Consider the following 24,016-nt stretch of genomic DNA (forward strand, 5'->3'; position numbering starts at 1 on the left):
TAATTCACCATTATTCAAAAAAGTGATGGTCAACTTGCTAGATTTTTTGAGTGACTTTTTACACACTGATCTTGTGACTCATTCTCTTCAGTTATCTGAATTTTTACCTTTAAATGAGAATGAGTCCGTTTTGTGAAAATGAGTCAATTTAATTCACCACTCTTCCTTCATTACCTGTTTGAGATTGATTAATGACCATCTGCTCTTGATTAACGTTTGAGGAACCTAATTCCTCATCCACTTCTTCCATATTGATGGTTTGATGAATTCTACGATCAATCCACTGTTGATGAGCACGAAGTTCTGCAAGTTTTTTAGAGAAAGCTGTCTCTAGAGTAAGGCTTGCTCGTTTCAAGTGACTGTCTTCCATGATGGCAATAATGCGAAGGTTTTGGATTTGTCGTTTGGAATCGCGCAGCATCTCTTGATAATCTATGGCGATAAAGGCCTCTTCGACATGCTGCCTAAAAGATTCTAACCACTGAAGAAGACAATTTATAACTCCGAAATAACCGTCATGAATTTGTCTTGCAATTAACTCTTCTGGCGTGTTTCCAATACTCTGAAAATTTTTATTCTTCTTTATTACGAAATAATATAGCGCTGGAAACTGTTCTTCTAAGGTCTCAATATCTGCTGGGATTAACTTTCTTTTAATTAGTAGTTGATTAGCGTAATTTAGACTTTTTGTATATTCCTCTTTAGAGAACTTTAAATAAGAATCCAAATTATTAATGACACTTACATTCCAATATTTGTGATATTTCTCAATATTTATTCTAAACTCTTCATCAGTAATAGGTCTATTTATTAGCTGGTTTAAGTAACCTGTCTCGAAATTTTGAATTCGTTGCTTCTTCCAGAGAATGTTGACAATATCTTTAATAATGATTTCTGAGAGAGTGTCCTGAGGATTGTAAACATTCATGATTTGATCCTCAAAATCCTGATAATCCTGAACACTCTCCCCTTGAATAATTACTGAGGAACTGTAAATACCAGTTTTACTACTATTTCTGGATGCTTTTAATTTACCTGCCTCTGTTCTTGGGCCACCTGATCTTTTAGTAACGGGAATTGACATTTTTAGCTCCTAATTGCCCCGTAAATCAAACAGTCTAAGATCAGGCCGGGTATTTACCTACTATCTGAGACTTACGGATAAAAAGTTATCCACACCTGTTTACTTGTACAGTAGTGTAAAAAAGATGTCAAACACCTATATAAATCAAGGATCTCCACGAAGCTGAATTTTAAATAATTAATGAATTTTAAGAAAAACTGAACAAAAATAAGATGTTACTTAATCTTATAGTTGATAGATAAGCGTACTCCGGGGCGATCTTCTGGTGTACCAATAAACTCGATACCAGCACTCTCAAAGGCATTTTGTATATTTGATAGAGACTTGATGTTTCCAACAGGAACACCTTGCATTAGCTCAAAGCGTTTTATAGTAGCCACACCAATACCTGATTTAGTTGCTAAATCATTTGACGACCACCTCAAAAGCGCTCGTGCCGCCCTTATTTGATCACTTGTTATCAATTCTAAAAGTATATATAATAATACAAATTGTATTATTTATGGGATTTAAAGATATGAACAATGATACTGTAAAATATACTCTATTCCAAACAATTAATAAGATAGAAGGCGCATATGCTTACGCAACCATTAGAGCTTACAGAGCTGATTTTTTAAAATTTATTGAGTTTTGCGACGCTCAACATGAAAATGCTCTACCAGCATCTAGTAACTCAGTTGCTCAATTCATTATTAAACTCACTAATGATAATTTATGCTCTGCCAGTATTAGAAGAGCCGTTGCAGGACTCTCAGGCATTCATAGACTTAATCGATATCCTGACCCTACTAAAGATCCAGACGTAAATATTGAGATGCGGCGTATGCACAGAAAACTTGGTCGCACTTCTAAACAAGCCTATGGAATAAATAAAAAAGAATTAACTTTAATGATTAAACAGCAAGACAATTCACTTTATGAATTGAGAAACAAAGCGTTATTAGTTACTGCCTTCGACACACTGTGCAGAAGAAGTGAGTTATGTGATCTACGAATTGAGGATTTAAAAATAAATAAAGATGGGACTGGATCAGTATTACTCAGAAAAAGTAAGATAGATCAGGAGAAACAGGGAAGCATTATTAATCTTAACAGAGAGACGATTACAAATATTAAGAATTGGATTGGAAAAGCAAAAATTAATGAAGGCTACTTATTTAGAGGAATAAAAAAGAATGCTAAATTAAGAGAAAAACTATCGGTAGGGCAAATTAATAGAATTTTTAAGAGAATTGCTCAGCAAGTAAAATTGGATGAAGGTAAAGTCAGAAATATTAGCGGGCATTCTTTTAGGGTGGGTGCTGCGAAGGAACTAGCCAAGAACAATTTAAGTTTCCCAAACTTAATGAATAAAGGAAGATGGACGAAAATAGATACCGTAATGAAATATATACAGAATTAATTTAAGTAATTTGTTTTTTAGGTAATCTAAAACTATGTTTTAAGAAATACAGCAGCAAACTCTTTAGGTGCCAGTAGAAGTGTCTTAAATTTTTATGACTTGCTCTTTGTGCATTATGGATTATGCTAACAGATGGACAACCTAAAACTTTATAGCCTTTTTTCCAAAGTCTTGTGCAAATGTCTGCATCTTCACAATACATATAATAATCTTCATCAAAGCCGCCAACGTGTTGAAAAACTCTTGAAGGGAAAAGCATAAACAATCCAGATATCCAATCCGGTGTAACATCATTATCATTGTTATTAATTTTATACATTACCGAGTTAGCTTTAAAAATACGTTTTACAATTCCAAATGGAGTCAAAAAACATCGTAAACTATCTTCTTCTATACCTTGGCTATTAAACACTAATGGTCCTACTAATCCAATTGAAGGATCATGAAATTTTTCTAAAAGTTTTATAAAAATATCACTACTTATAATTACATCAGGATTTATAACACAAAAAAAATCTGATCTTGAAATATTAAAAGCAGAATTATGATTCGCACCGAAACCTTTAGGCTTATTATTTACGACCAGTCTTAATTTTGCCGAATAAAATAAAGGAATACTTTCATTAATATTGATAGTCAGAATTACTTTATCAATTGAAGGAAGACTGACAAGATATTTTACTAAGTTAAAGGCCATTTCTCCATGATTATGAGAAACAACTGAGACACAAACTTTCATTATTTAATTTGTATAGGTATAAATTTTTTTATATGAAATTATAAGTTCAATTATTCATTATAGATTTTTATTAAAGTTAATTAGCTAAAAGTATTAAATACTTACTTAAGCCAAGCTGGCTTTCCCATTTTAAACCGGAAAGCATCTACTATTCCGTATAATATCATTTTTAATCTATAAACTTTTCGATCCCCAAAGATTATGTAAAGCATTAGACGAACAGGTAATTTTAAAATATTCGGATACCGCCATGTTATAGGTAAGCTTTTATCTTTTAAAAGTACTAAAGAGTTTCTAACTGCAAAATAGTTTCTAATTGGGTCGTGAAGAGGAATACGTCTGCCGAAAATACTAATTACCTTATCGCCTAACGAATGACTCATTTTAGCGTCAAATATTCCATAAATTAACCAACCTAACCTTTTGGCTCTAAGACCCCATTCAATATCAATATAATCAATAAATAAATCAGAACGCATGTCGCCAACACACTCTATTGCTGATAACGAAATTAAACTACCTGAAGCAATTAAATAATCAACACGTACCTCATTAATACCATCTATATAAGGTACTCTATAAATCCCAAAGCCTTTTAATCTTACAAAGTCTACAGGATTATCTAAAGCTAAATCTTTATAGTTCGGTCCAACTGCAGCTAAATATAAATTTTTTTTAGATAGTTTATTCCAAGACTTTACAAGTTGTTTAACCATGTTTTCTGCAGGCAAACTATCTTGATCCATTAATAAGATATGGGAAAAATTATTATTTTTTGCGTACTTAATTCCCACATTTTGTGCTGCTGAAAGACCAATATTTTCTTTTAAAAAAACAATATCAAGTCTACTAAATGTATTAACAATTTTTTTGATATTAATTATTTCGTTTTCATCTGATCCATTATCCACAATAATTGAAGTCAAAGAAAATTCTTTACTAACTTTTTGCAAATTTTGTAATTGTCTAGTTAAGTTGTTACAGTCAGGATGAAAAGTAACGGTTATTGTTAGGATTTTTATAATGTTCCTCTTAATTACCTGCGAAAAATACTAATTACTATGAGATTTTCTAACAATACTAGAAAAAACTTTAGAAACAAATTTTTTCATACCATAACTATTATAAAAACTAATAGATTTCTTAACCAAAAAAAATATATTAATAATTTTCTTTGATCTAAAGTATTTATCATTTAGAGAAAGCTTCTTATCAACCTTAGGGCTAGATAATAACTCAAACATAACCTTTGAAGATTTCGACCATTTAAAATTTGAGGAAGTTAATTTAAGATTAACAACGCATTCATTATATATTTTTTGTTCATTATATAAAATTGAGATTTTAGACACCCAGTCGTTTACATCATTATAATTTGTAGTAAATCCATATCCTTTGTCTTGTATTATTGAAGAAAAATAATCACCTTTAGTACTTATAATTGGAATTTCACACCAAATATAATCAAGTATCCGTGTTCTGAATGCGTAACGAGTCTCAACTGATTCATGATGAGCACTCACTGCAATATTTGCATCCCTTAGATACAAATCACGTTTTTCATATTCAACCCAATCGAAATTAAAATAAACTAATTTATTTAAAATATTTAATTTTTTTGCCAAATTAATACAGTCGCTAACTATTTGATGTTGACTAATTTCAGAATTTGGATGCTTTACACCCAAAAAAATTAAATGTATTTTAATGTTTTGCTCATAAAGTCTTTGTACCGCCAAAATAATTGTTTGAGGATCAAACCAATCATAAATCCCTCCCCCCCAAATCATTATAAAATCATTATCTTTTAATTGAAATTTTTTCCTTAATGACCCATTGAATTTTTCTACCGGGTTTCTCTCAGGTGAACCAAAGGGTAAGATTTTAATTAAATCATTAATTTTTATTGTTTCATTGTTTATATTTTTCTTTGGCATTATGTTATTTGTTGCTGCCAACCAGCCAATCCAAAAATCTCTTTGCCTCTCTGACGCACAAATATAATAGTCTGCAAATTTTAATAAATAAGTTTGAGAATTAATTATTGAATTCGTTACTTCCAATCTGTTTTTAACATTTTGTAAATTGAATGATTGAATATACTCAAGCAAAACTGGACAGTACATATCTGCAATAATTATTGCATTAGTACTTAACAACTGAGGACATCTTTCTAATCCAAATCCTTGTATGAATATATAATCTGCTAACTCAATTTCGTTAAAGAAATCTTCCGTTCCTTCTTCTACAAGATAAAAATCCATTTCATAACATGGGTCTATCTTTGGTACAGAAATTATTACGCTCCCCCAATTGGCTGCAAGTTTAGCTAATTCAAGTGATCTTATTGCAGTTCCAGACATTCGTTTAGTTAAAGTTTCATTTGAAATTATTAAAACTCTTGAATTTTTCATAAGATTTTCTTGTAACAAACTAAGTTAAACCCGCATTGGTCTCAAGCAGAAAATTTTGACTTTACTTACTTAACAGCTTAGTAATAAAAACTCATCTCATATTTTTTTAAAAATATAATTAACTATGAAGTTAATTACTAATGTTGCTCTATAGTAAATATATTTTTTATTTAATTAGAACTAATTTTACTATTTTAAAAAACATCTTTAAAATTAATCAGTATTGACCTAGGGTTTATTTTCATATTGGTGTTTCAAATATAAATATTACGCAAATGACTTAAATACCATTGACCATTCTGCAAGATATCGATCATGATTAAATATATCAATTGCTGTTTTCCGCGACTGCTCACCCATTTTCCGAATAACCACTGGATTTCTCATTAAATAAACTAGTTGCTCCCGTAATTCATCGGGTTCATTTGAATAAAAACCATTGATACCATTTTTAATAAATAAATCGACATCATGGTTATTTGTATTAACTGTAACAATGCCACACATCATTGGTTCACATCGAGCTCGAGGCATAGGGGAACGAAGAGTAGGGTTAAAATATACACTATATTGCCGAATTTGATCTATATAGTTTTTATATTTTGCTACAGCAAAAATATTATCGATATATTCAATATCGGGGTCCGGTACATTTAAAGTTTCAGGAGAGAACTCTTTTGGAAAGTCAGTTGAAAAAACTTGTTGATAAATATAGAAACCTCTATAGTGTGGACGAGAATTAACTAATGGCCCTTGAGGAGAAAGAATACCTTTAGTGTATGTCGATGGCAAAAACTCTGCTGGGTCAAAGCCGTGCCATATAACTCTAGATTTGAAAAACCCCCATTCACGCTGTGCCTGATAAGAATTACATATAATCTCAATATTTTTCACATATTCAACAAGTCGCAATCTTGCAGGTTCAATAACAGCCATGAGATCTGGTTTATCATAATTAGGCGTGTATTGCCCATGAAACTGTGGGGTGCCATGACAAACTGCAACCTTAGGTAGATTTACTTTCTCGACAAAATGACGAAATGTTGCTCCCCATTCCGGTCCTATTTTACCATTTGTGTTTTCATGATTAAGTACATTTTCGTCGAAATGTAACAAGGCTAAATCAAAATTCAACTCGTTTACATCTTCTATGTTTATGAAATGAGCATTAGTTGGTAATGGTCGATGTTCATATTGCCAATTCTCACACAATGGAGTCCCAAGACCTTTAACAAGAAAAAAATCATGACCACTTTTATAAAGCTCATATTGATGAGGTACATGCCAACGGTATGTTAGTACTCTTAATTTTTTGTGCTGAATATTTATTTGGTCTGTAATTCTATGAGTACCAAAAAATAAATTTTTTAACCATAACAAATCTGTGTTCTCATCATGTAATGGATCTACTTTATAAGACCAATCATTTAATGCATTCAAAGTTTTTGTTGCCCAACGTCGCGCAATATCTCTTAGCTCTGGGTGCTTTAAAAAGAGTTTACGAAAATTTCGAATAGATCTCTTGGGTTTCTCTATCTCAGGTACTGAGGAGGTATGTGAGATATGGATAGAAAATGCATCTTCTGTAAACTTAATTCCTAATCCCCTCTTGTATAGACGATATCCCATCTCAACATCCTCCCAACCGAAACCAGAATCTGAAGATAATGAGTAAGAAAAATCAAGATCAAATAAATCCTCAACAATAGATTTTTTTTTTATTGAGAAATTACGAGTTATACAATTCAAAAAACTATCTAAATAAATTTTATCCTGTAAGTCAGACTCAGCTAATGCGACACCTGCTTTACTTTCTATTTCAGCAAGTTTTTGAAGAGGTGGAACACCGTTCGTTTCGATATTACACGGACCGATAACCACTTCGCAATCAAGATATGAATGAGCATCAACATGCGCCGCTATGAATTGGCTATTAATAATACAGTCCGCATCAATGATTACAATAATATCCCCAGTTGAAGAAGCAATACCACGGTTACGAGACGCACAATTTCCAAGATTGCGTTCGTTTTTAATAATGCGATAAGTCAATTTTGGCATCTGGCCATCTATCGCATATCTAGAGAACTCCTCATGTATAATCGATTCAGTATTACCAAAACAATCATCAATATATATAACCTCTATATCACCTTCGTAAGTTTGATTGAAATACGACTTAATTACATATCTAAGTTGATCAGATTTACCACTCAGAATTGTAATAATTGATACTTTCGGTGATCGCCTTATTTGGTATTTATTAAATATTTCTTCAACTGCCGTATGTAATCCGTTAGTAAGTAACCCACTAGGTAATCTTGACGAATAAAATATTTCTAAGCCTAAAAAACCATCGGCAAAAGATAGCCAATCATCACTTATTTTTCTATTCATCGAGTTATTTCTAGTATCGACCAAAATCAAGGGAATTTTTCTTCTTCTAGCTATTTTCCCCAAAGATCTAGCCAAGATTAGATCTGTTTCTACAGGTATTAATATTGCTTGGCATTCAAAAAATGATTCTAATTCATCAAATTTCAGAGATGAAACTTTTAAATCATAAGAATTTTTTAACTGCAACAATAACTTTATTTGAGATTGATCGAATCCAACTAATGCTAGATGGATAGTTACTATTGGATTTAGTGAGGGTCTCCAAAAATCACGAAGATAGCTTCGTAAAGTATTAGAAAATTTCTGTTGACTAATACTCATTTTAAGAATCAAGCTAGGATACTTCAAACTTCGATTTAATAAAAATTTTAAATCAATTATATCCTTTCTAATATTCTGACACTCGTATAACGCACTTCCACCAACATCCATTTCCGTCCATAAAGCAACACAATTACTGCTGGTTGCATCAGGTGATGAAATGACAATATATAACTCACCTTTGTAATTAAAATCGTCAGGGAGATTTAAAAAATAAAAACTGTTATCGACTAATAATTCAGCTGATACCACCTCATTAAATAAAAGTTGATTAACATTAGAGAACAAAGAGAAACTAAGTTTACAGTTATTAACTCTCTGGTAAGTGGCTATTAGAAAAGCTAACCTATTAATAGAAAAAGGTCTTACATCTATTTTTTGTATCAATATACTATTAGAGTAAATAGGAAACGGATTGCCTACCTTTATATCTTGGCGATTATACGGACGTCTGATATGTAAAAGTCTGGAAAAAATATCAACTGAATATTTATATAATTTCATTTTAGCCAATTATTTGTGGGAAGTAATTATTTATCCAAAAATCTTTTTCGTAATCTAAACTGCCCACTTATTGGCATTAACAAAGTCTTATCAAAATAACCATACAAATTCCATGGAAGTCTTTTAAGTCGATTGAAAAAATCATCCAGATAAGTAGGATCTACAAACATATTTGGATAGAAATCCACCTTTTCAAATCCTGCTAGAGAAAACATTCTAGACATTTGAAACGGACGTGTTTTTCCACCACACTCACCATTACATTTATAAAATAAATTTTTAAATTCTTGATCTCCAAGCATCAAATACTCTAAAGGCCTAGAAAAATCTCTATGATCACGAAAGTCAACTTGGTGAAGGCCAATCCCATATGGAGCCATGATGTCATAAAGTGAAATAGCTCCTGCAAAAGGATCATATAGATGCTCCAATACTGCATTAGACAAAGTTAAATCAACATTTTTTATTACTTCTCTTAACTTTTCTAAAGGTACTTCATATGAATCAACTATATTTGTAGCATGCCCTACATCAGAAACCTGATAAAAAATTTCTAAATCTGCATCAGCGTATTTTACTTTTAACAGCTCAGCTATTTTTTTATATAGCACTGGATGGTATAAACTATCAAATTTAGCTAGAAATCTATCTGCAACACCAATAGATTTAGCACCTAACGCTTTCAGAATTAACACGGTAGCAAAAGAATTTCCAGGGCCTAGCTCAAGAACAGATTTACCATAAAGCGACTTTCTTCCCTCAGGCAAAGCTGTCACATAAGTGTCAGCAATCCTAATAGCATATTTAGCATCGCTATCTATTCTGCTAGGATCGTATGAGGATTGTAAATAATTTATCGGTGTATCTATATTATTTTCGCTTGCGATAGCTGAGTCTACCTCTAAAAATAGACAAGGATCCTCAATTGTTATTTGATATTTTTTTTTACTAGGGTTGGTATTGTTAGAGCTAGAAAAGTACAAGTCCTTACCCCAATGCGAGTAGGCACCAAGCCCTATTTCACGAATTTGTGAATGTAATGCTGATGATGGGCCCATCTCAACACCGTTCTCAAACAATCTAAGCGTTGACTTTTTTGAACTTCCTTCTAGCTCGCCCAATGGAACTTCAACAGGTAAATCAGCGATCCAACAATACCCTTGTTCATGAATGAAACTTGAGATATCAAATATTCTACTTAAACTCAATTAACTTTCTCCTTACTTACTAAAAAAACAAAAATAATAATGACTAGGATTTTTTTATAAAATCCGAGAATCTTTTTCCTCTATTATTTTTATAAGATTAGCAGCCATTTCTTTGGGGCCAAATTTCATCAATGGCCTAGACTTTATTGATTTAATCATATTTTTTCTTATCTCATCACTCTCTAATAGTTTTTTCAATCTCGCTACTATACCCTTACGATCCCCAGTAGGAACCAAGTATCCTGTTATACCTTCTTCGATCATATCAGGTATTCCTCCACATATTGTTGAAACAACAGGGCAATTTAACATTAAAGCTTCACGTACAATATTTGGAGTTCCTTCAAAATTTGAAGTAAGTAATAAAACATCGGAAATACTGATAATTCTCCAAATCTGGGATACTCTTCCTAAAAAATGAAAGCGATCTTGTATGTTTCGCTCGCGTACTCTTTTTTGTAATTCCTCGTACATTAAACCTTCACCACATAGCAAAACTGTCACATTAGGAACGGCTTCTAAAACATCAGCACATACATCTATGAATAAAAGTGGATTCTTTTCTTGGGTTAATCTAAAGGCACCAAGAATGACTTTTGTTTCAGAGGAAATACCAAACGAACGCTTCACATCTAAAATTTCATAAGTATTTAATGAATTTACAACATCTGGAAGGTAGGAGTTGTGAAGAAGACTAATTTGATTGGGCTCTATTCCAATCCATTTGGCGTAGTCAAAATTTCCCGCCTTAGAGTTGCCTGTTAGAGTAACTCTGTGGGACTTCACTAAATTTTGATATGCATAGAGAAAATGCGGCTCTTTTAGATAATCAAAATGCGTTGGATTATAATTTCTAAATGACATTACTATTTTAGGAATATCAGATAATAAGGCGGCTATAGCTCCATTTATGTTGGTAGCATCCAATTGTGTGATCAAAGCATATGGATTTAAACGCTTCAACAAAACGGCAAGAAAGAAACTACTTTTGACCTTAGGATGAAAAAATAAACTAAATAAATCTGGATTAAGACAACTTTTTATAAATTTTGACTCTTGAGTTAACTGTAAAATGTTAATGTTAGCAGCCCTAACTAGATACAAATAGTGGCCGTTAGCTCCATCAAGGTTGTCTACAACCATGTATACATTCTTACCTAACTCTTTTAAACCAATGGCTAAGTTGCACCACTGTCTCTCCGCGCCACCAGCAGATAAATTTTGTGTATAGACCACAAAAGATTCTTGGTTTTTGTTTTCCGGTTTATTTTGATTTGTTAATTGAACTAAACTTTTGATTGAACCCTCAAGATTTGTCTCTATTTTTCTTTTAAGTAATTGACTAGTTACAGAAAGAAATCTTTTTGTATTATTATTTATAGGCGCAACTAAGTTAAAAAAGAAAAAAGGTTTTAAATACCATGCTCTCTTAATTCTTTGCTGTGAATAGTAAACACCCTGATTCCAAATCGAGTAACGTCCGACATCATTTTTACTAATTTCTTTATGTGAAGATATAAAAGGTAAATATTGACTAAAACTATTTAAAAAAACATAGTTAAAAACATTTTCAGTGTCTGTCTCTATAGTAAGTTGACTAAGGTGCTTGAACTTACATTCAGTTTCTTGTTCAGACGTAATGGGATTTTGAATCCATACGGCTAACGCGTATGGAAATAGACGTATTAAATTAATAATTCTCTCAAAAATATTAAACCGATTAAATTCATATTTAATCCAGTTTTCTTCTTTCATAAATCTAGCCGGAATAATTAGTTCTCGCAAATTATTTAATCTCAATTTTTGAATTGCATTAATAGTCACCCAATAATTATTGAAATCAAGTGAAATTACGCAACAGGCTGATATATCCACTTGAGCCAATGCTAGAGCTTGATCAATATCAACTTCTGCGTCAACCCAAGACGCATTGGACCATTTTTTTAATTCTTCTATATTTAGATCTATCGAAATAGATTTAAGAATAAAATACAACCTTGCTAGATCAGGAATACTCAATCCATTTAATTCTTCGGTATCATCATAATTTTTAATCATAGGGTGCGTAACAACAATTACAGACGGTGCTACAAAAAACACCAACCTTTGTCGTATACCTTGGTTAGCTGAAAAGAATTTAGAAACGCCACTCTTGGGAATAACTGAAAAAGACTGCGAGTCTGGGAGAACTGCAGGGCGGTTTCTTAACCAATTTGATAACATAACAACTGACCAAGTCTGGTAAATTGAGAAACCATTTTCAGATGACTGTGTATCAACAAAATGCTTAACACGCTTCGAACCAAGCCAATTACCAAGTAGAGTGTCATCACCAAGGCTCTCACGTAAAGCAGAAACTAACTGTAGTTTCCCCCAGTCAGAATTTAATGGTAAGCCAAATCCCTTCTTTGGGAGGTCGATAATCTCACGTGGCAAATATCGATATGCAACTTCTCTTAATAATAATTTACCACGTCCACTATTGCCCAAATATTCGATAGGTAGTCGTTCAGCAAATCGTGCAAGTTCAACATTAAGAAATGGTGTACGAACCTCGAGTGAATGTTGCATACTCATCCGGTCTACCTTGGGCAATACAGCTCCTGGCAGATAATTCTCAACATCAGTTGCTCTCAATCTGTTGAGTAGCCCCCAGCGATTAATGTCTACCTCTGAAATTAGCCGTTTAACATGTTCTGCACTTGCAGTTGGAATAAACCCAAATAACTGCGCTAATTGTTCAGGACTAAATACCAAAATACGATTTGAATAATAGTAGCTTTTACCTGCGCTCCATCCAATATCACCATTCCTTTGTTCTTCATGATTTTTAAGGGTTTGGAAATATCGGCTATACCCTCCAAAAAGTTCATCACCACCGTCGCCTGAAAGCGCAACTGTTACATGCTTACGGGCAAATCCTGAAAGTAAATAAGTTGGCATACAAGAGCTATCAGCATTTGGCTCATCCAGAAAACTTCCCGCCTCAACAAGAAACTCCATCGAAGATGGAGTGACGATTTGATCTCTATGCTCGGTCCCTAAATGCTTAGCAAGCTGTCGTGCTATTAAATGTTCACTCTCCGTATCACCAGCGAATCCGATCGAAAATGTTTGTAGTGGTATATTTAGCTTATGGCGCACTAAAGCACATACAGTCGAAGAGTCTACTCCGCCTGATAGGAAAGCGCCCAGTGGAACATCAGAAATTAGACGACGCTTAAGACTCCTGACAAGAATGTCTTCCAACTGGTCGACCAGATATTCTCTAGAGGCACTAAATTGATCATGAACTCCGGGCTCGAATTTAAAATAGCGCTTTATAGTTACATTGTTTCCATTTATCTTCATATAATGCCCTGGAGAAAGCTTGTGGACATTACGATAAATAGTTCGAGGGGCTCCAATATATTGAAACATTAAAAGCTCGCTCATAGCGTCTGGGCATACTTCAGCAGAAAATCCAGGGATAATTTCTAGACATTGTAATTCGGAAGCAAACGCAAAAACACCATCTTGTGTTTTTAGATAATAAAGAGGCTTTTCTCCAAACGGATCTCGAGCCAATATTAAATTTTTAGTTGGTTGATGGTATGCGGCAAAGGCAAACATTCCATCCAGACGTTCTAAAATATGCTCTCCCCATACAACAAGACCTGCAAGCAAAACCTCTGTGTCTGTGCGCCCTTGAAATACAATCCCCTTAGCCTGCAATTCACTTTTTAATTCTTGGAAGTTATAAATTTCACCGTTGAATGAAATGGTCCACTCACCTTTATTCCAATGCATTGGTTGTCGACCAGCATCAGAAGTATCAATAATAGAGAGTCTCCGGTGACCTAAGGTACAACATCCTATGTTATCAGAATATATACCAGATGCATCAGGTCCACGATGCACCATGCGATCTGTCATTTTTCTTACAATAATAGAGTAACGTTTAATATTTTCTATTCTTGGTGAACCGGAATAAATACCTGCAATACCGCACATTTTTTTACCCCAAAAACATTTTAAAAAATTATGGTTGTTTTAAAAAGAGAAAAATCAGTGAATTAGCTTAATTGATAAACAAGACTAATATTTTAAAAATACTGGTAAATTGCTTTATGCAAATTATCAACAATCCGCTCCTTCTGTTTTACCTATAATCCAATCCAGGGTGGCAGTCTAATTAATTTTTTAACTTGTTGATTAATTATGTTAAGTCCTATATGTACGTCCATAACTCAAGCCAGCTAGGGATTTATGTAATGGAACATAGTAAAATACTGCTGAAATTTCATTTTGTTTTAGATAATCTAGTACTATAACATCCAAGTAGGAAAAACGCCTCATACCCTTTTCACGAATTTCCTGTGTGAAGTATCTGCTGAACCCAGCATTACTCCATTCTCACTAATAGATAGATTATGAACAGAGCCGTACATCTTTTCGTCTATAGCTTCGTAAAATGGAATGTATGGAAGTACGACTGGTATAACATGAAGATAGCTGGTATCGTGAATAGCTAATTCCGTATTAAGTACAATGTTTTTTAAAGTTGTAAGATTAAGAAATAATGCGTTAATTAAAAAACTTATAAAAGTCAAAAAAACAGGACTATTATTACTGATAACGTTTTTTTACCAGTCGCCAATTGACTTAAGGACGTTGGGATTCTATTTTTAATATTATTAGATTTAATTTTAATATCCTAAATGCGGAAAAACATATTAGGTAAGCTACTTAAAATGGAATACTAAAATAGAATTTAATTTAACAAGATACTAATTAAAAAGTTACCAGCTAATAATTAGTAACTTCCCTTGATAATATAAACTTAAAAATAAATTAAATACAGAATTTTATGCTTTAAGTTTAATTATCAATACAGATTTTATACAATTAATATATACACTCGACATGCGCTACCAACAATTCTGGACAGCCATACTCGACAGTTTAAACTTAAATTATTTCCAAAAAGCATATTTCCAGTGTAAAAAATACCCATAGGTTGATTTAGCTTAATTGAAAACCCCATTGACTTAAAATGACATATCCAGTGAAGACTACTGAAGTACCATATCTCTGAATATGCATTTCCAATTTCACCGTGCCGGATAGGTAGCCAATAGTCTTTCACTAAAAACCGCCATGTCTCCTTCACAGAATTCCGGTTTAACGACCCGGGATGAAAAAACTCTTGAAACAATCTTGAAAATAACTTTACCGATTCAGTCACGGCTATGACATAGCCGGAAATTAACGTCCAAAACCGCCATTGGCCTGATGGCAAAACATGTATCACAACACCCCCAGGCTTAAGTACCCTTTTAATTTCCTTATGTAAGCTAGGTAGATTAGTGCAATGTTCAAGTACATTCGATGAATAGACTACATCAAAGTAAGCGGTAGGAAATGGTATAGAAATCCCATCGTAATCTAAGACGTCAAATACACGATCTGCCTTGTATACTGACCCACCAACATCTATAGCACTTACCTTAAACCCATCATTGAAGAACATTAAAGCTTGGTCTCCTGTACCTGCCCCGATCTCCAAGATTCTTGAATTAGGTGCAATAAATTTACGCACAAGAAGATATTCAAACTTACGAATTTTTCTTAAAAAAGTGATATCGAAAGCCATTATTAGTAAACTGAGATTAGCTAAAAAGTTAATTAATATCCAAAGTTATGCTGGGATTTAAATTAACAATAGATGTAGTAAATAAACTAGGTGTACCCACAACTCTAAATATTAGTGCAGATTGAACACAGTCATACTGTACGCCATCCTCATCTGCATTGCCTAGGTGCAGTATATATTCACCTGCAGCAAGCCAGAGATCAACCGTCATAGACACCTCAATCTCCTGCCCAGGTTCAAGATTAAAGTACAAGTTTTGTCCACTAGTTTTATTTGTAAAACCGAATATATCTAGATTCTTTAGAGTTTTTACAGTAAACCCAGTTGATAAATAGCCTACCCTCTCATTAACTATTAGTTTCTGTTTGAATATATATTTATTTCCAGAAGTAAGCAGAGTCTCAATTTCACCATTTAAATTTGTAATGCCTACTTCTACTACTTCAACTTTTTTATTACCAAAACGATTCAAATCTCTTTTTGAATCGAGATTTAAAAGATTATTTTTATTATCGTCTCTGCTATTTTTTTGTGTTAATTTGCTATCTTTCTCAGCAGTAATGTTCCCTATTTGTGATTGTTGATCATCAGAATATAAAATGTTTACGTACTGGCGGACAACAGTATCTGGACTACCAATGTTTAACATGCGCCCTGATTCAATAAGCATAGCACGATCACAAAAAGTTGTAACAGAACTTACATCGTGCGTAACAAGTAAAATACTAACTCCATCTTCACGTAACTTTCTAAGTTTCCTATAACATTTATCTTGGAATCGGGCGTCTCCAACAGCTAATGCCTCATCAACAATCAACACTTGAGGATCTAAAACGGTTTGAACAGAAAACGCTAATCTCATCATCATACCTGAACTGTATGTTTTGACGGGTTGATCTATAAAGTCTCCGATATCAGCAAAACTAATTATATCTTCATATTTTTTTTCTATTTCTAGTCGTGAAAGTCCCAAAACTTGAGCATTATGAAAAACATTTTCTTTTCCAGTAAACTCAGAATTAAAACCACTTCCCAACTCAAGAAGCGCAGTAATTCTCCCAGAAACCCAAACATTACCTTCAGTTGGATTTACAGTTCCTGCGATAATTTGTAGCAAGGTACTTTTACCAGCACCGTTTCGCCCAAGAATACCTACAACCTCTCCCGGAAAAACTTCAAAGCTAATATTTTTTAAGGCCCAATGCTCTTGGTAAAGTGGCGGATGCTCCTGCTTACCAAATAAGTAATTAAAACGCTCTCTTAAAGCTTGTTTAAATCTATCCTTTGGATTGGTATAGATTCGATAACATTTACTTATATTCTCTAAACGAATAACAGATTGATTAGACACGCTTATCTCTCAAACAACATCTGCAAAAGCAGGCCTAGTTTTTTCGAAGACCCAAAGCCCACACCATGCAGTTCCAAACGAAAACAACAAATTCATAAAAAGAGGCTTCCAGTTGGGTAGTTCACCTAAAAGAGCAACCTTCCGAAGATCTTCAATCGGATAAGTAAGAGGGTTAACAGATAATATTTTTTGTGCTATCAAAGGTATTGAATCAATCGAATAGAAAACGGGGCTAAGAAACAATAATATTGACATGAACACACCGATAAACTGCTCAATATCCCTAAAAAAAACTCCCAAGGCGGCAATTAACCAAGCAAATCCAATAGAAAAAAGTACCAATGGAAGTATAACCAAAGGTAAAAAAATTAAAGTCCATTGCAGGCTATGCTTAAAAATAAGGACCATTATCATCAAGAGTGTGAAACTAATAAAGGCGTTAAACAACGCCGTAAGCAAGCTACCAACAGGAAGGAGTTCTAGAGGGAAAATCACCTTCTTAACATAGTTGGGATTATTAACAATTATATTTGGAGCCTTACTTACTGTTTCTGCGAAGATAGAATGCACAATTAGGCCACAATAAAGCATGGGGACAAAATCGATTAAATCTCCGTGTCCAGACCATCGTGAGCCAAATACACTACCAAATACAAATGTATATACACCCAACATCATAATAGGATAAATAACTACCCAGAACTTACCGAGTATGGAGGCACGATACTTCATCTCAACTTCACGCTTCACTAAAGATCTTAGAAGATCGCGATGTATGAAAATTGAACCCAAACCAAGTTTTACTGAAAATTTTTTCATTTACAGTTGAATATATTTTTTATACCATTCGACCCAACGGAAAACTCCGACTGATAGTGGTGTTTTTGGTTCAAACCCCACATCTCTCTTTAAATCATCAACATCCGCGTAGGTTGCGATCACATCGCCTTTTTGCATTGATAGAAAATTTTTTTTCGCCTCCAGACCAAGAGCAATTTCAATAGTATGAATAAATGTCATTAGTTCTACTGGCTTATGATTTCCAATATTATAAACACGATATGGCGCACTACTTGAGGCAGGATCAGGTAATTCGTTATTATATTCTAGATTCGAAGAAGCAATTCGATCTAATACCCTTACAGTGCCTTCTGCAATATCATCAATAAAAGTAAAATCTCTCTGCATTTTCCCGTGGTTAAAAACGTCTATTGGGCGTCCTTCCAATATAGCTGAAGTAAATAACCATGGAGACATATCCGGACGCCCCCAAGGGCCATAAACTGTAAAGTACCGTAAGCCCGTAGTTGGTAGACCGTATAAATGACTATAGCTGTGAGCCATTAATTCGTTAGCTTTTTTAGTTGCTGCATAGAGGCTAACTGGATGATCTACATTATCTTTTACTGAAAAAGGCATATGTGTGTTGGAACCATAGACACTTGAACTACTGGCGTATACTAAATGCTCAACATCATTATGGCGGGATCCCTCTAGAACATTACTAAAACCTACTAGATTGGATTGAACATATGCTTGTGGATTTTTTATCGAATATCTAACACCAGCCTGCGCAGCAAGATGTACAACGCGTTGAGGTTTTTGCTGCTTAAACAAGTTCGAAAGAGTTGACCAATCAGCAACGTCGCATTCTATAAAACTGAAATTTTGATACGTAGAAAGTTCTGCAAGCCTGGCATGTTTTAAAGCAGGATTGTAGTAATCATTTAGATTATCAATACCAATCACTTCTTCACCGCGATCGAGCAGAATCTTTGCGACATGCATGCCAATAAAGCCGGCAGATCCGGTAACAAGTATCTTCATAAATCAATTCCAAAAAAATCACGTGTATAAACTTTGTCAAAAACATCTTCAAGTTCAGCTGATATTCGGTTAGCAATAATCAGATCCGCCTCACGTTTGAATACAGATAAGTCATTAACTACTAGTGAATGATGAAACTCTTTTTCATGTAATACAGGCTCGTATACAATCACGGTGATTCCCTTCGCCTTAATACGCTTCATGACACCCTGAATACTTGATGCACGAAAATTATCTGAACCAGCCTTCATAATGAGACGGTAAACGCCGACAACCCTAGGGGCTAGACGAATAATCTGATCAGCAATAAAGTCTTTGCGTGTTGAATTTGACTCAACGATAGCATGTATAAGGTTCTGTGGAACATTTTGATAGTTAGCCAATAATTGTTTAGTATCTTTTGGCAAACAGTAGCCGCCATATCCAAAGCTTGGGTTATTATAATGATTACCGATTCGAGGATCTAGGCAAACTCCGTCGATGATTTGCTTAGTATCAAGCTTATGGGTTACTGCATAGGTATCAAGCTCATTGAAATACGCAATACGCATAGCAAGATACGTATTAGCAAAAAGCTTAATCGCCTCGGCCTCTGTTGATCCTGTAAAAACTACTGGAACATCCTGCTTTACTGCTCCCTGTTTTAAAAGATTTGCAAAAATTTCTGCTTTATGTGATCTTTCACCAACAACAATTCTAGACGGATGTAAGTTGTCATAAAGAGCTTTGCCTTCTCTAAGGAATTCGGGGGAAAAAAATAGACTTTCACATCTGAAACGACTTTTGGTTTTTTCAGTATAACCTACAGGTACCGTCGACTTAATTACCATAACGGCCTTAGAATTGATTTCCATGATATCCTGAATTACCAACTCAATAGAACACGTATTAAAGTAATTTGTCTCAGGATCATAATCCGTAGGAGTGGCTATTATAATATAGTCCGCATTAGTGTATGCTTCCCACTTATCAAACGTAGCTCGGAAATTAAGCGACTTATTTTTAAGAAAATCATTAATCTCCTTATCCTCAATTGGGGATTCGTGGCGGTTAAGCTTTTCAACTTTTTCTTGTATTATATCAAGAGCAACGACCTCGTGGTTTTGCGCAAGGAGCATGGCAATAGATAGCCCAACATACCCTGTTCCTGCAATAGCTATTTTCATAAAATTATATTCCAGACTCTAATCTTTGCTTTATCATTTTCCATAAAGGTATAACAGGGGCAAGCAACATGAAAATTGAAATTGGGATAAATGGTTCAAACATTCTCGCATCACCTAAAAATAGGGAAGAAAATAAAATTGTTGCTAAGATACCAGATGCAATAATTCTTGCCCAAACAAAATAAAACGATAAGATTATTGAGGAAATTAAAGAAAATACCACTTCAAGTTGAGACTTATCGAAAAGAAATCTATCTAGCCATGGATTCAAATTAAAGCGTGAAATATGCGTTAAATCAATTTGTCTATCAGTTGCATATCTAACAAGTCGACTGAAAATAAGTTCAGGATAAACTTTAATGTTTTGTTTAATCCAAAGTTTTACCAGGCCCATAGCATATCTATTTGCTTGACAATCATTTATAAACCGCTTAGATGCATCTGCTTGTAATTGATTGACATGCACACTGATATGTTGCCCATTATCTTCTATTAAGCTTATCCTGCCTAATTCCCATATAAAAGTATATGGTCCTTGAGTAGATAGCGGAACAAATTGACCGCAGTATACGTAGTTACGGACTATCCAGGGTGACCACAAACATATGACAGTTAAAATATAAATAAAAAATAATTTATAGGCTTTTATTTTGTTTAAACTAAATAATTTAAATAAGGGAAGTAAAACCAACACAACAACTAAAGGCAATAAGTTGGGACGAATAAACGTTGAAAAAACAGTTACTAAAGCAAGCACTAAATATTTGTAAGGATTATAATTGTCTCTGTAAACCCAAATAGTGACCCCCAATGACAAGTAAATCATTGACTCTGCTAATGATTCTGTTCCTACTTTAAAACTCCAAAATACGGACGATTTTGAAAATGCCACAACCAATATTAATAACAAACTTAAAATAAACGTACCTGACATTTTGAAAAGTTGAACCGATAACAGAGTCAAACTTAAAACAAGAATTATAAGTTGCATCCACTTTAAATATTCAATATTAAATCCATTAGTTAAATAGAATATACTAGCATACAATAAAGGAACTCCAGGTGGTTTATAGGCACCCCAAAATTGTCCTTTCATCATCCAATCGCCAACAGACCATCTTTTTCCCCAAAATATGTAGTCCGCCATATCTGAAAAAGGTGTCTCATTTATACTGCTCCAATAAGTAATTCTAATAGCAACTAACAGTACTAACGCTAAAATAAAATATGCGGTTTTTTTAAAATCCCAAACTAAAAAGATGTCGTTTTCTTGTTTCATATTGATGATAAACAGTATTTATTCAGTAATTTAAGCAATTCTTTAATAGAATATTATCTGTAAATTATTAAATTTATATAATCATTTTCGTTTTCAACATCCAAATCGATATCTATATTAAATTTTTCAATCCCTTTTTTCGAAATTTTAAAAATATTAAAACCTAAGGATTCAATAAACTCAATTAAACTTAAATGATCCGAAGATGCTTTCTTTAAACCCCAAGGCCAGTATTCCATAAGAATTTTTATATTTTTGTTTTCAGTTAGTATACGTTTGGCACCCTGAAACACACTCCATTCAAAACCCTGAACATCGATTTTAACGAAATCAACACGTTGACCAGGCGAAAAGTAACTATCTAAGGCAATAACAGGAACATCTATACTACGTCTTCCATCTCCACTATCGAATGTACGATGATCAACATTTAATTTATCGGAAATATATAATTTAATGGTTCCATTACTTTCCCCTACGGCTGCATGATTAAGTGAAGCATTTACAAATTTTCTTGAGTTTTCCTTCAAACGTTTAAAGTTAAGTGGATCAGGCTCGAAGGAATGTACACTTCCCAAATCACCGACGAGTTTAGAAAAATACTTTGTATAAATTCCGATATTACTACCTACATCGACTACATTCATACCTGGCTTAATTACGTACCTAAAAAATTTACGCTCCGATCTATCAGAAAATACTTTATAAATAGTATATAAAGGTGAATATACTGGATAACAAACATAATAAAGTCGGTTTCCAAAATGAAGTAAACTTTTTTTCATAATTATTTCCTAACTACCAAGCGCACAGTAAAAAATAAGATAAATATCTTAGGCCAACAACTTGTAAGCCATCTATCTCAAAGAAAAATCGATAATAGCGATACAAAATCGAAAAGTTTCTCAAAATTCCACCCGCTAACATATAAGCCATATTTTTTTAAAAACTATACTTTATATTTTAAAGTTCATAGCAGTCTGATTGTTAATTGAGTCCCTCTTTGCGAGAAGAAAAATCATACGGGGAATTATCTGATTTGATGTTGGTAATGGGTCCTTGATATTGTGGAGCACTGGCCTTTGGATTCTAATGACAGTCGAAAACAAAATTTAAATAATCAAGGTCTAATACGTTTGAGGTTGTCACTGAATCTAGAAAAGTTCTAAGGGGTGATGAGCCACTTCCAATTTTCAAGATCTTTCTTATTAACCTCAGGATTTGATGTAAATAATTCCCGATAGAATCTCTGACACTAATACATCAGACTTAAATTGAGTTTTAGACGCGCATGGCTCTCTTGGATCTGTTCAAGCCTCTTTGTCATAAAGAGGCTGGATACTAGGTTTCATAATTAGATAAATTTAATTCGTCTTGCAGCAAAAGCTAACATGGCAAGCAGAATGGTACCATGCTTCCAACGCGAAATATTCGTATCACCATACGTTCTTTCACGATATCGAATTGGTAACTCAACTATCTTTAGCCCCATACGTGCAGCTCCAAAAATTAAATCAAAATCACCAAATGGATCGAATTCACCGAAATATGATCTGTGTAAAGCAAGCCTTTTATAATTATTCCGAGTTAGCACTTTCGTTCCACATAAAGTGTCTTTAAAGTTTTGCCCAATAACCCAAGAGAATGCTTTAGCGAAGAATTTATTTCCTAAAAGATTAAAAAAACGCATAGCCTTTTTATCCATGGGATACACCAATCTACAGCCATTAATGAATTCACCCTTATCTTCTTTTATAGCCTTATAAAATTTAGGCAAATCCTCGGGAGACACTGTCATATCAGCATCTAAGATCATAAGGATATCCTTCGACGCAAGTGTAAACCCCTTGCGTACTGCATCACCTTTCCCTTTTCCATCTTGCTGAGCTATTACAATATGTCGATTGTTACCATATTTTTCCTGTACTGCACGAATTACTTGCCAAGTATTATCAGATGAATTTCCCTCGATAAATATAATTTCGTCATCAGGACCCATAGAAGGAGTTCGTTGTATTATACTTTCAATATTTCCCGCTTCATTACGGGCAGGCACCACGATTGAAACTGAAGGGTTAGTAATAGGGTTCGTCCTTATCAACGGCCTAGCTACTGAAATGTTAAGCATGCAAAGGCTTCTAAAAACGGGTAGTGGAGCCACATAACGATTTAGAATATTGCTTATTATTGGAATATAAAAAGGTATCAATATTTTACTATCTCGCCAAACCAGTTCGTAGTCCTCGAGAGTTAATAAGTTAAATATGTCCTCATGGGCAAGCCAATTCATCTCTGGCAGTTTCTCACGCCAACCCAATAGTGAAGCTAAGCGTATCAAAGGTTTCCATAACTGATTATAGTAGGTAATTATTACTCGTGTATCAAGATGGCATTTTTTATGGACTACGGAAAGTAAGTTTTGTATATCTCGCTCATAGTGAATGACACCACCTAAAACAATATAATCAATTTTTAATGCGTCGAGGTCCTGCCATTTCTGGATGAGCTCTGAATGGTATTTAGATCTTTCTGTACCCTTGGCTGTATTTCGGAAAGTAACTCGCCCACCAGGCATTCTATTTACTAGGAGAGGAGATAATGGATCAATTTCAACAACTACATCTTCGGGACGTAAAAATAATGACAGATATTTTCTTTGAAGTGTATAAAAATAATTTCTCATGAT

General features: G+C 33.8%; 17 protein-coding genes. 1 reads left to right on the forward strand and 16 read right to left on the reverse strand.

The features are described 5' to 3' along the window. Positions 1–148 precede the first annotated feature (148 nt). Both FV185_RS04855 and FV185_RS04860 read right to left on the reverse strand, forming a co-directional pair. A complete protein-coding gene (locus tag FV185_RS04855) occupies positions 149–1,084 on the reverse strand; it encodes a hypothetical protein (RefSeq protein WP_067494362.1) in 936 nt (311 codons plus the stop codon). Between the two features lie 215 nt (positions 1,085–1,299). Then, positions 1,300–1,509, reverse strand: a complete 210-nt coding sequence (locus FV185_RS04860) for a hypothetical protein (protein WP_197457779.1) — start codon at positions 1,507–1,509, stop codon at positions 1,300–1,302. A gap of 92 nt (positions 1,510–1,601) precedes the next feature. Here FV185_RS04860 and FV185_RS04865 point away from each other — a divergent pair, with 92 nt between their 5' ends. Next, positions 1,602–2,489, forward strand: a complete 888-nt coding sequence (locus FV185_RS04865) for a tyrosine-type recombinase/integrase (RefSeq protein WP_197457780.1) — start codon at positions 1,602–1,604, stop codon at positions 2,487–2,489. Position 2,490: 1 nt separating this feature from the next. On the opposite strand, the gene FV185_RS04870 is transcribed toward FV185_RS04865, so the two are convergent. The 14 genes from FV185_RS04870 to FV185_RS04935 form a co-directional block, all read right to left on the reverse strand. After that, positions 2,491–3,228 carry a glycosyltransferase gene (locus FV185_RS04870; RefSeq protein ID WP_082787037.1) on the reverse strand — a complete coding sequence of 246 codons (738 nt, stop codon included), beginning with the start codon at positions 3,226–3,228 and terminating at the stop codon, positions 2,491–2,493. Between the two features lie 101 nt (positions 3,229–3,329). Then, positions 3,330–4,265 carry a glycosyltransferase family 2 protein gene (locus FV185_RS04875; protein WP_082787038.1) on the reverse strand — a complete coding sequence of 312 codons (936 nt, stop codon included), beginning with the start codon at positions 4,263–4,265 and terminating at the stop codon, positions 3,330–3,332. 15 nt (positions 4,266–4,280) lie between these two features. Beyond that, a complete protein-coding gene (locus FV185_RS04880; RefSeq protein WP_067494377.1) occupies positions 4,281–5,642 on the reverse strand; it encodes a glycosyltransferase in 1,362 nt (453 codons plus the stop codon). A gap of 267 nt (positions 5,643–5,909) precedes the next feature. After that, positions 5,910–8,864 carry a glycosyltransferase gene (locus FV185_RS04885; RefSeq protein WP_067494380.1) on the reverse strand — a complete coding sequence of 985 codons (2,955 nt, stop codon included), beginning with the start codon at positions 8,862–8,864 and terminating at the stop codon, positions 5,910–5,912. A 26-nt stretch (positions 8,865–8,890) separates the two neighbouring features. Next, positions 8,891–10,072, reverse strand: a complete 1,182-nt coding sequence (locus FV185_RS04890) for a hypothetical protein (RefSeq protein WP_067494382.1) — start codon at positions 10,070–10,072, stop codon at positions 8,891–8,893. Positions 10,073–10,126: 54 nt separating this feature from the next. Next, positions 10,127–14,065: an asparagine synthase (glutamine-hydrolyzing) gene (gene asnB / locus FV185_RS04895; RefSeq protein WP_067494385.1), complete on the reverse strand. Its 3,939-nt coding sequence runs from the start codon at positions 14,063–14,065 to the stop codon at positions 10,127–10,129. A gap of 886 nt (positions 14,066–14,951) precedes the next feature. Then, entirely contained in the window at positions 14,952–15,707 is a 756-nt protein-coding gene (locus tag FV185_RS04900; protein WP_067494388.1) for a class I SAM-dependent methyltransferase, read from the reverse strand. A 28-nt stretch (positions 15,708–15,735) separates the two neighbouring features. Then, on the reverse strand, positions 15,736–17,058 hold the full coding sequence (locus FV185_RS04905; RefSeq protein ID WP_067494391.1) for an ABC transporter ATP-binding protein: 1,323 nt from the start codon (positions 17,056–17,058) through the stop codon (positions 15,736–15,738). Between the two features lie 9 nt (positions 17,059–17,067). Further along, positions 17,068–17,877, reverse strand: a complete 810-nt coding sequence (locus FV185_RS04910; RefSeq protein WP_067494394.1) for an ABC transporter permease — start codon at positions 17,875–17,877, stop codon at positions 17,068–17,070. Next, positions 17,878–18,885 carry an NAD-dependent epimerase gene (locus FV185_RS04915; RefSeq protein ID WP_067494397.1) on the reverse strand — a complete coding sequence of 336 codons (1,008 nt, stop codon included), beginning with the start codon at positions 18,883–18,885 and terminating at the stop codon, positions 17,878–17,880. It abuts the gene before it with no gap. Continuing rightward, positions 18,882–20,051, reverse strand: coding sequence for a nucleotide sugar dehydrogenase (locus FV185_RS04920; protein WP_067494400.1), 1,170 nt, complete (start codon positions 20,049–20,051; stop codon positions 18,882–18,884). The genes FV185_RS04915 and FV185_RS04920 overlap by 4 nt, the downstream gene beginning before the upstream one ends. Positions 20,052–20,055: 4 nt before the next feature. Continuing rightward, on the reverse strand, positions 20,056–21,330 hold the full coding sequence (locus FV185_RS04925; protein ID WP_067494403.1) for a hypothetical protein: 1,275 nt from the start codon (positions 21,328–21,330) through the stop codon (positions 20,056–20,058). A 53-nt stretch (positions 21,331–21,383) separates the two neighbouring features. Beyond that, positions 21,384–22,115, reverse strand: coding sequence for an FkbM family methyltransferase (locus FV185_RS04930; RefSeq protein ID WP_067494406.1), 732 nt, complete (start codon positions 22,113–22,115; stop codon positions 21,384–21,386). A 569-nt stretch (positions 22,116–22,684) separates the two neighbouring features. Then, positions 22,685–24,013, reverse strand: coding sequence for a glycosyltransferase family 2 protein (locus FV185_RS04935; RefSeq protein ID WP_067494409.1), 1,329 nt, complete (start codon positions 24,011–24,013; stop codon positions 22,685–22,687). Positions 24,014–24,016 lie beyond the last annotated feature (3 nt).

Origin of the sequence: Ferrovum sp. PN-J185, from assembly GCF_001581925.1 — a bacterium.
GTDB lineage: Bacteria > Pseudomonadota > Gammaproteobacteria > Burkholderiales > Ferrovaceae > PN-J185.

Bases quoted from the DNA above. Each gene is read 5' to 3' on its own strand.
- FV185_RS04855 (WP_067494362.1), bottom strand. From the start codon at position 1,084: ATGTCAATTCCCGTTACTAAAAGATCAGGTGGCCCAAGAACAGAGGCA.
- FV185_RS04880 (WP_067494377.1), bottom strand. From the start codon at position 5,642: ATGAAAAATTCAAGAGTTTTAATAATTTCAAATGAAACTTTAACTAAA.
- FV185_RS04935 (WP_067494409.1), bottom strand. From the start codon at position 24,013: ATGAGAAATTATTTTTATACACTTCAAAGAAAATATCTGTCATTATTT.
- FV185_RS04885 (WP_067494380.1), bottom strand. From the start codon at position 8,864: ATGAAATTATATAAATATTCAGTTGATATTTTTTCCAGACTTTTACAT.
- FV185_RS04910 (WP_067494394.1), bottom strand. From the start codon at position 17,877: ATGAAAAAATTTTCAGTAAAACTTGGTTTGGGTTCAATTTTCATACAT.
- FV185_RS04930 (WP_067494406.1), bottom strand. From the start codon at position 22,115: ATGAAAAAAAGTTTACTTCATTTTGGAAACCGACTTTATTATGTTTGT.
- asnB (WP_067494385.1), bottom strand. From the start codon at position 14,065: ATGTGCGGTATTGCAGGTATTTATTCCGGTTCACCAAGAATAGAAAAT.
- FV185_RS04900 (WP_067494388.1), bottom strand. From the start codon at position 15,707: ATGGCTTTCGATATCACTTTTTTAAGAAAAATTCGTAAGTTTGAATAT.
- FV185_RS04865 (WP_197457780.1), top strand. From the start codon at position 1,602: ATGAACAATGATACTGTAAAATATACTCTATTCCAAACAATTAATAAG.
- FV185_RS04915 (WP_067494397.1), bottom strand. From the start codon at position 18,885: ATGAAGATACTTGTTACCGGATCTGCCGGCTTTATTGGCATGCATGTC.
- FV185_RS04870 (WP_082787037.1), bottom strand. From the start codon at position 3,228: ATGAAAGTTTGTGTCTCAGTTGTTTCTCATAATCATGGAGAAATGGCC.
- FV185_RS04925 (WP_067494403.1), bottom strand. From the start codon at position 21,330: ATGAAACAAGAAAACGACATCTTTTTAGTTTGGGATTTTAAAAAAACC.
- FV185_RS04920 (WP_067494400.1), bottom strand. From the start codon at position 20,051: ATGAAAATAGCTATTGCAGGAACAGGGTATGTTGGGCTATCTATTGCC.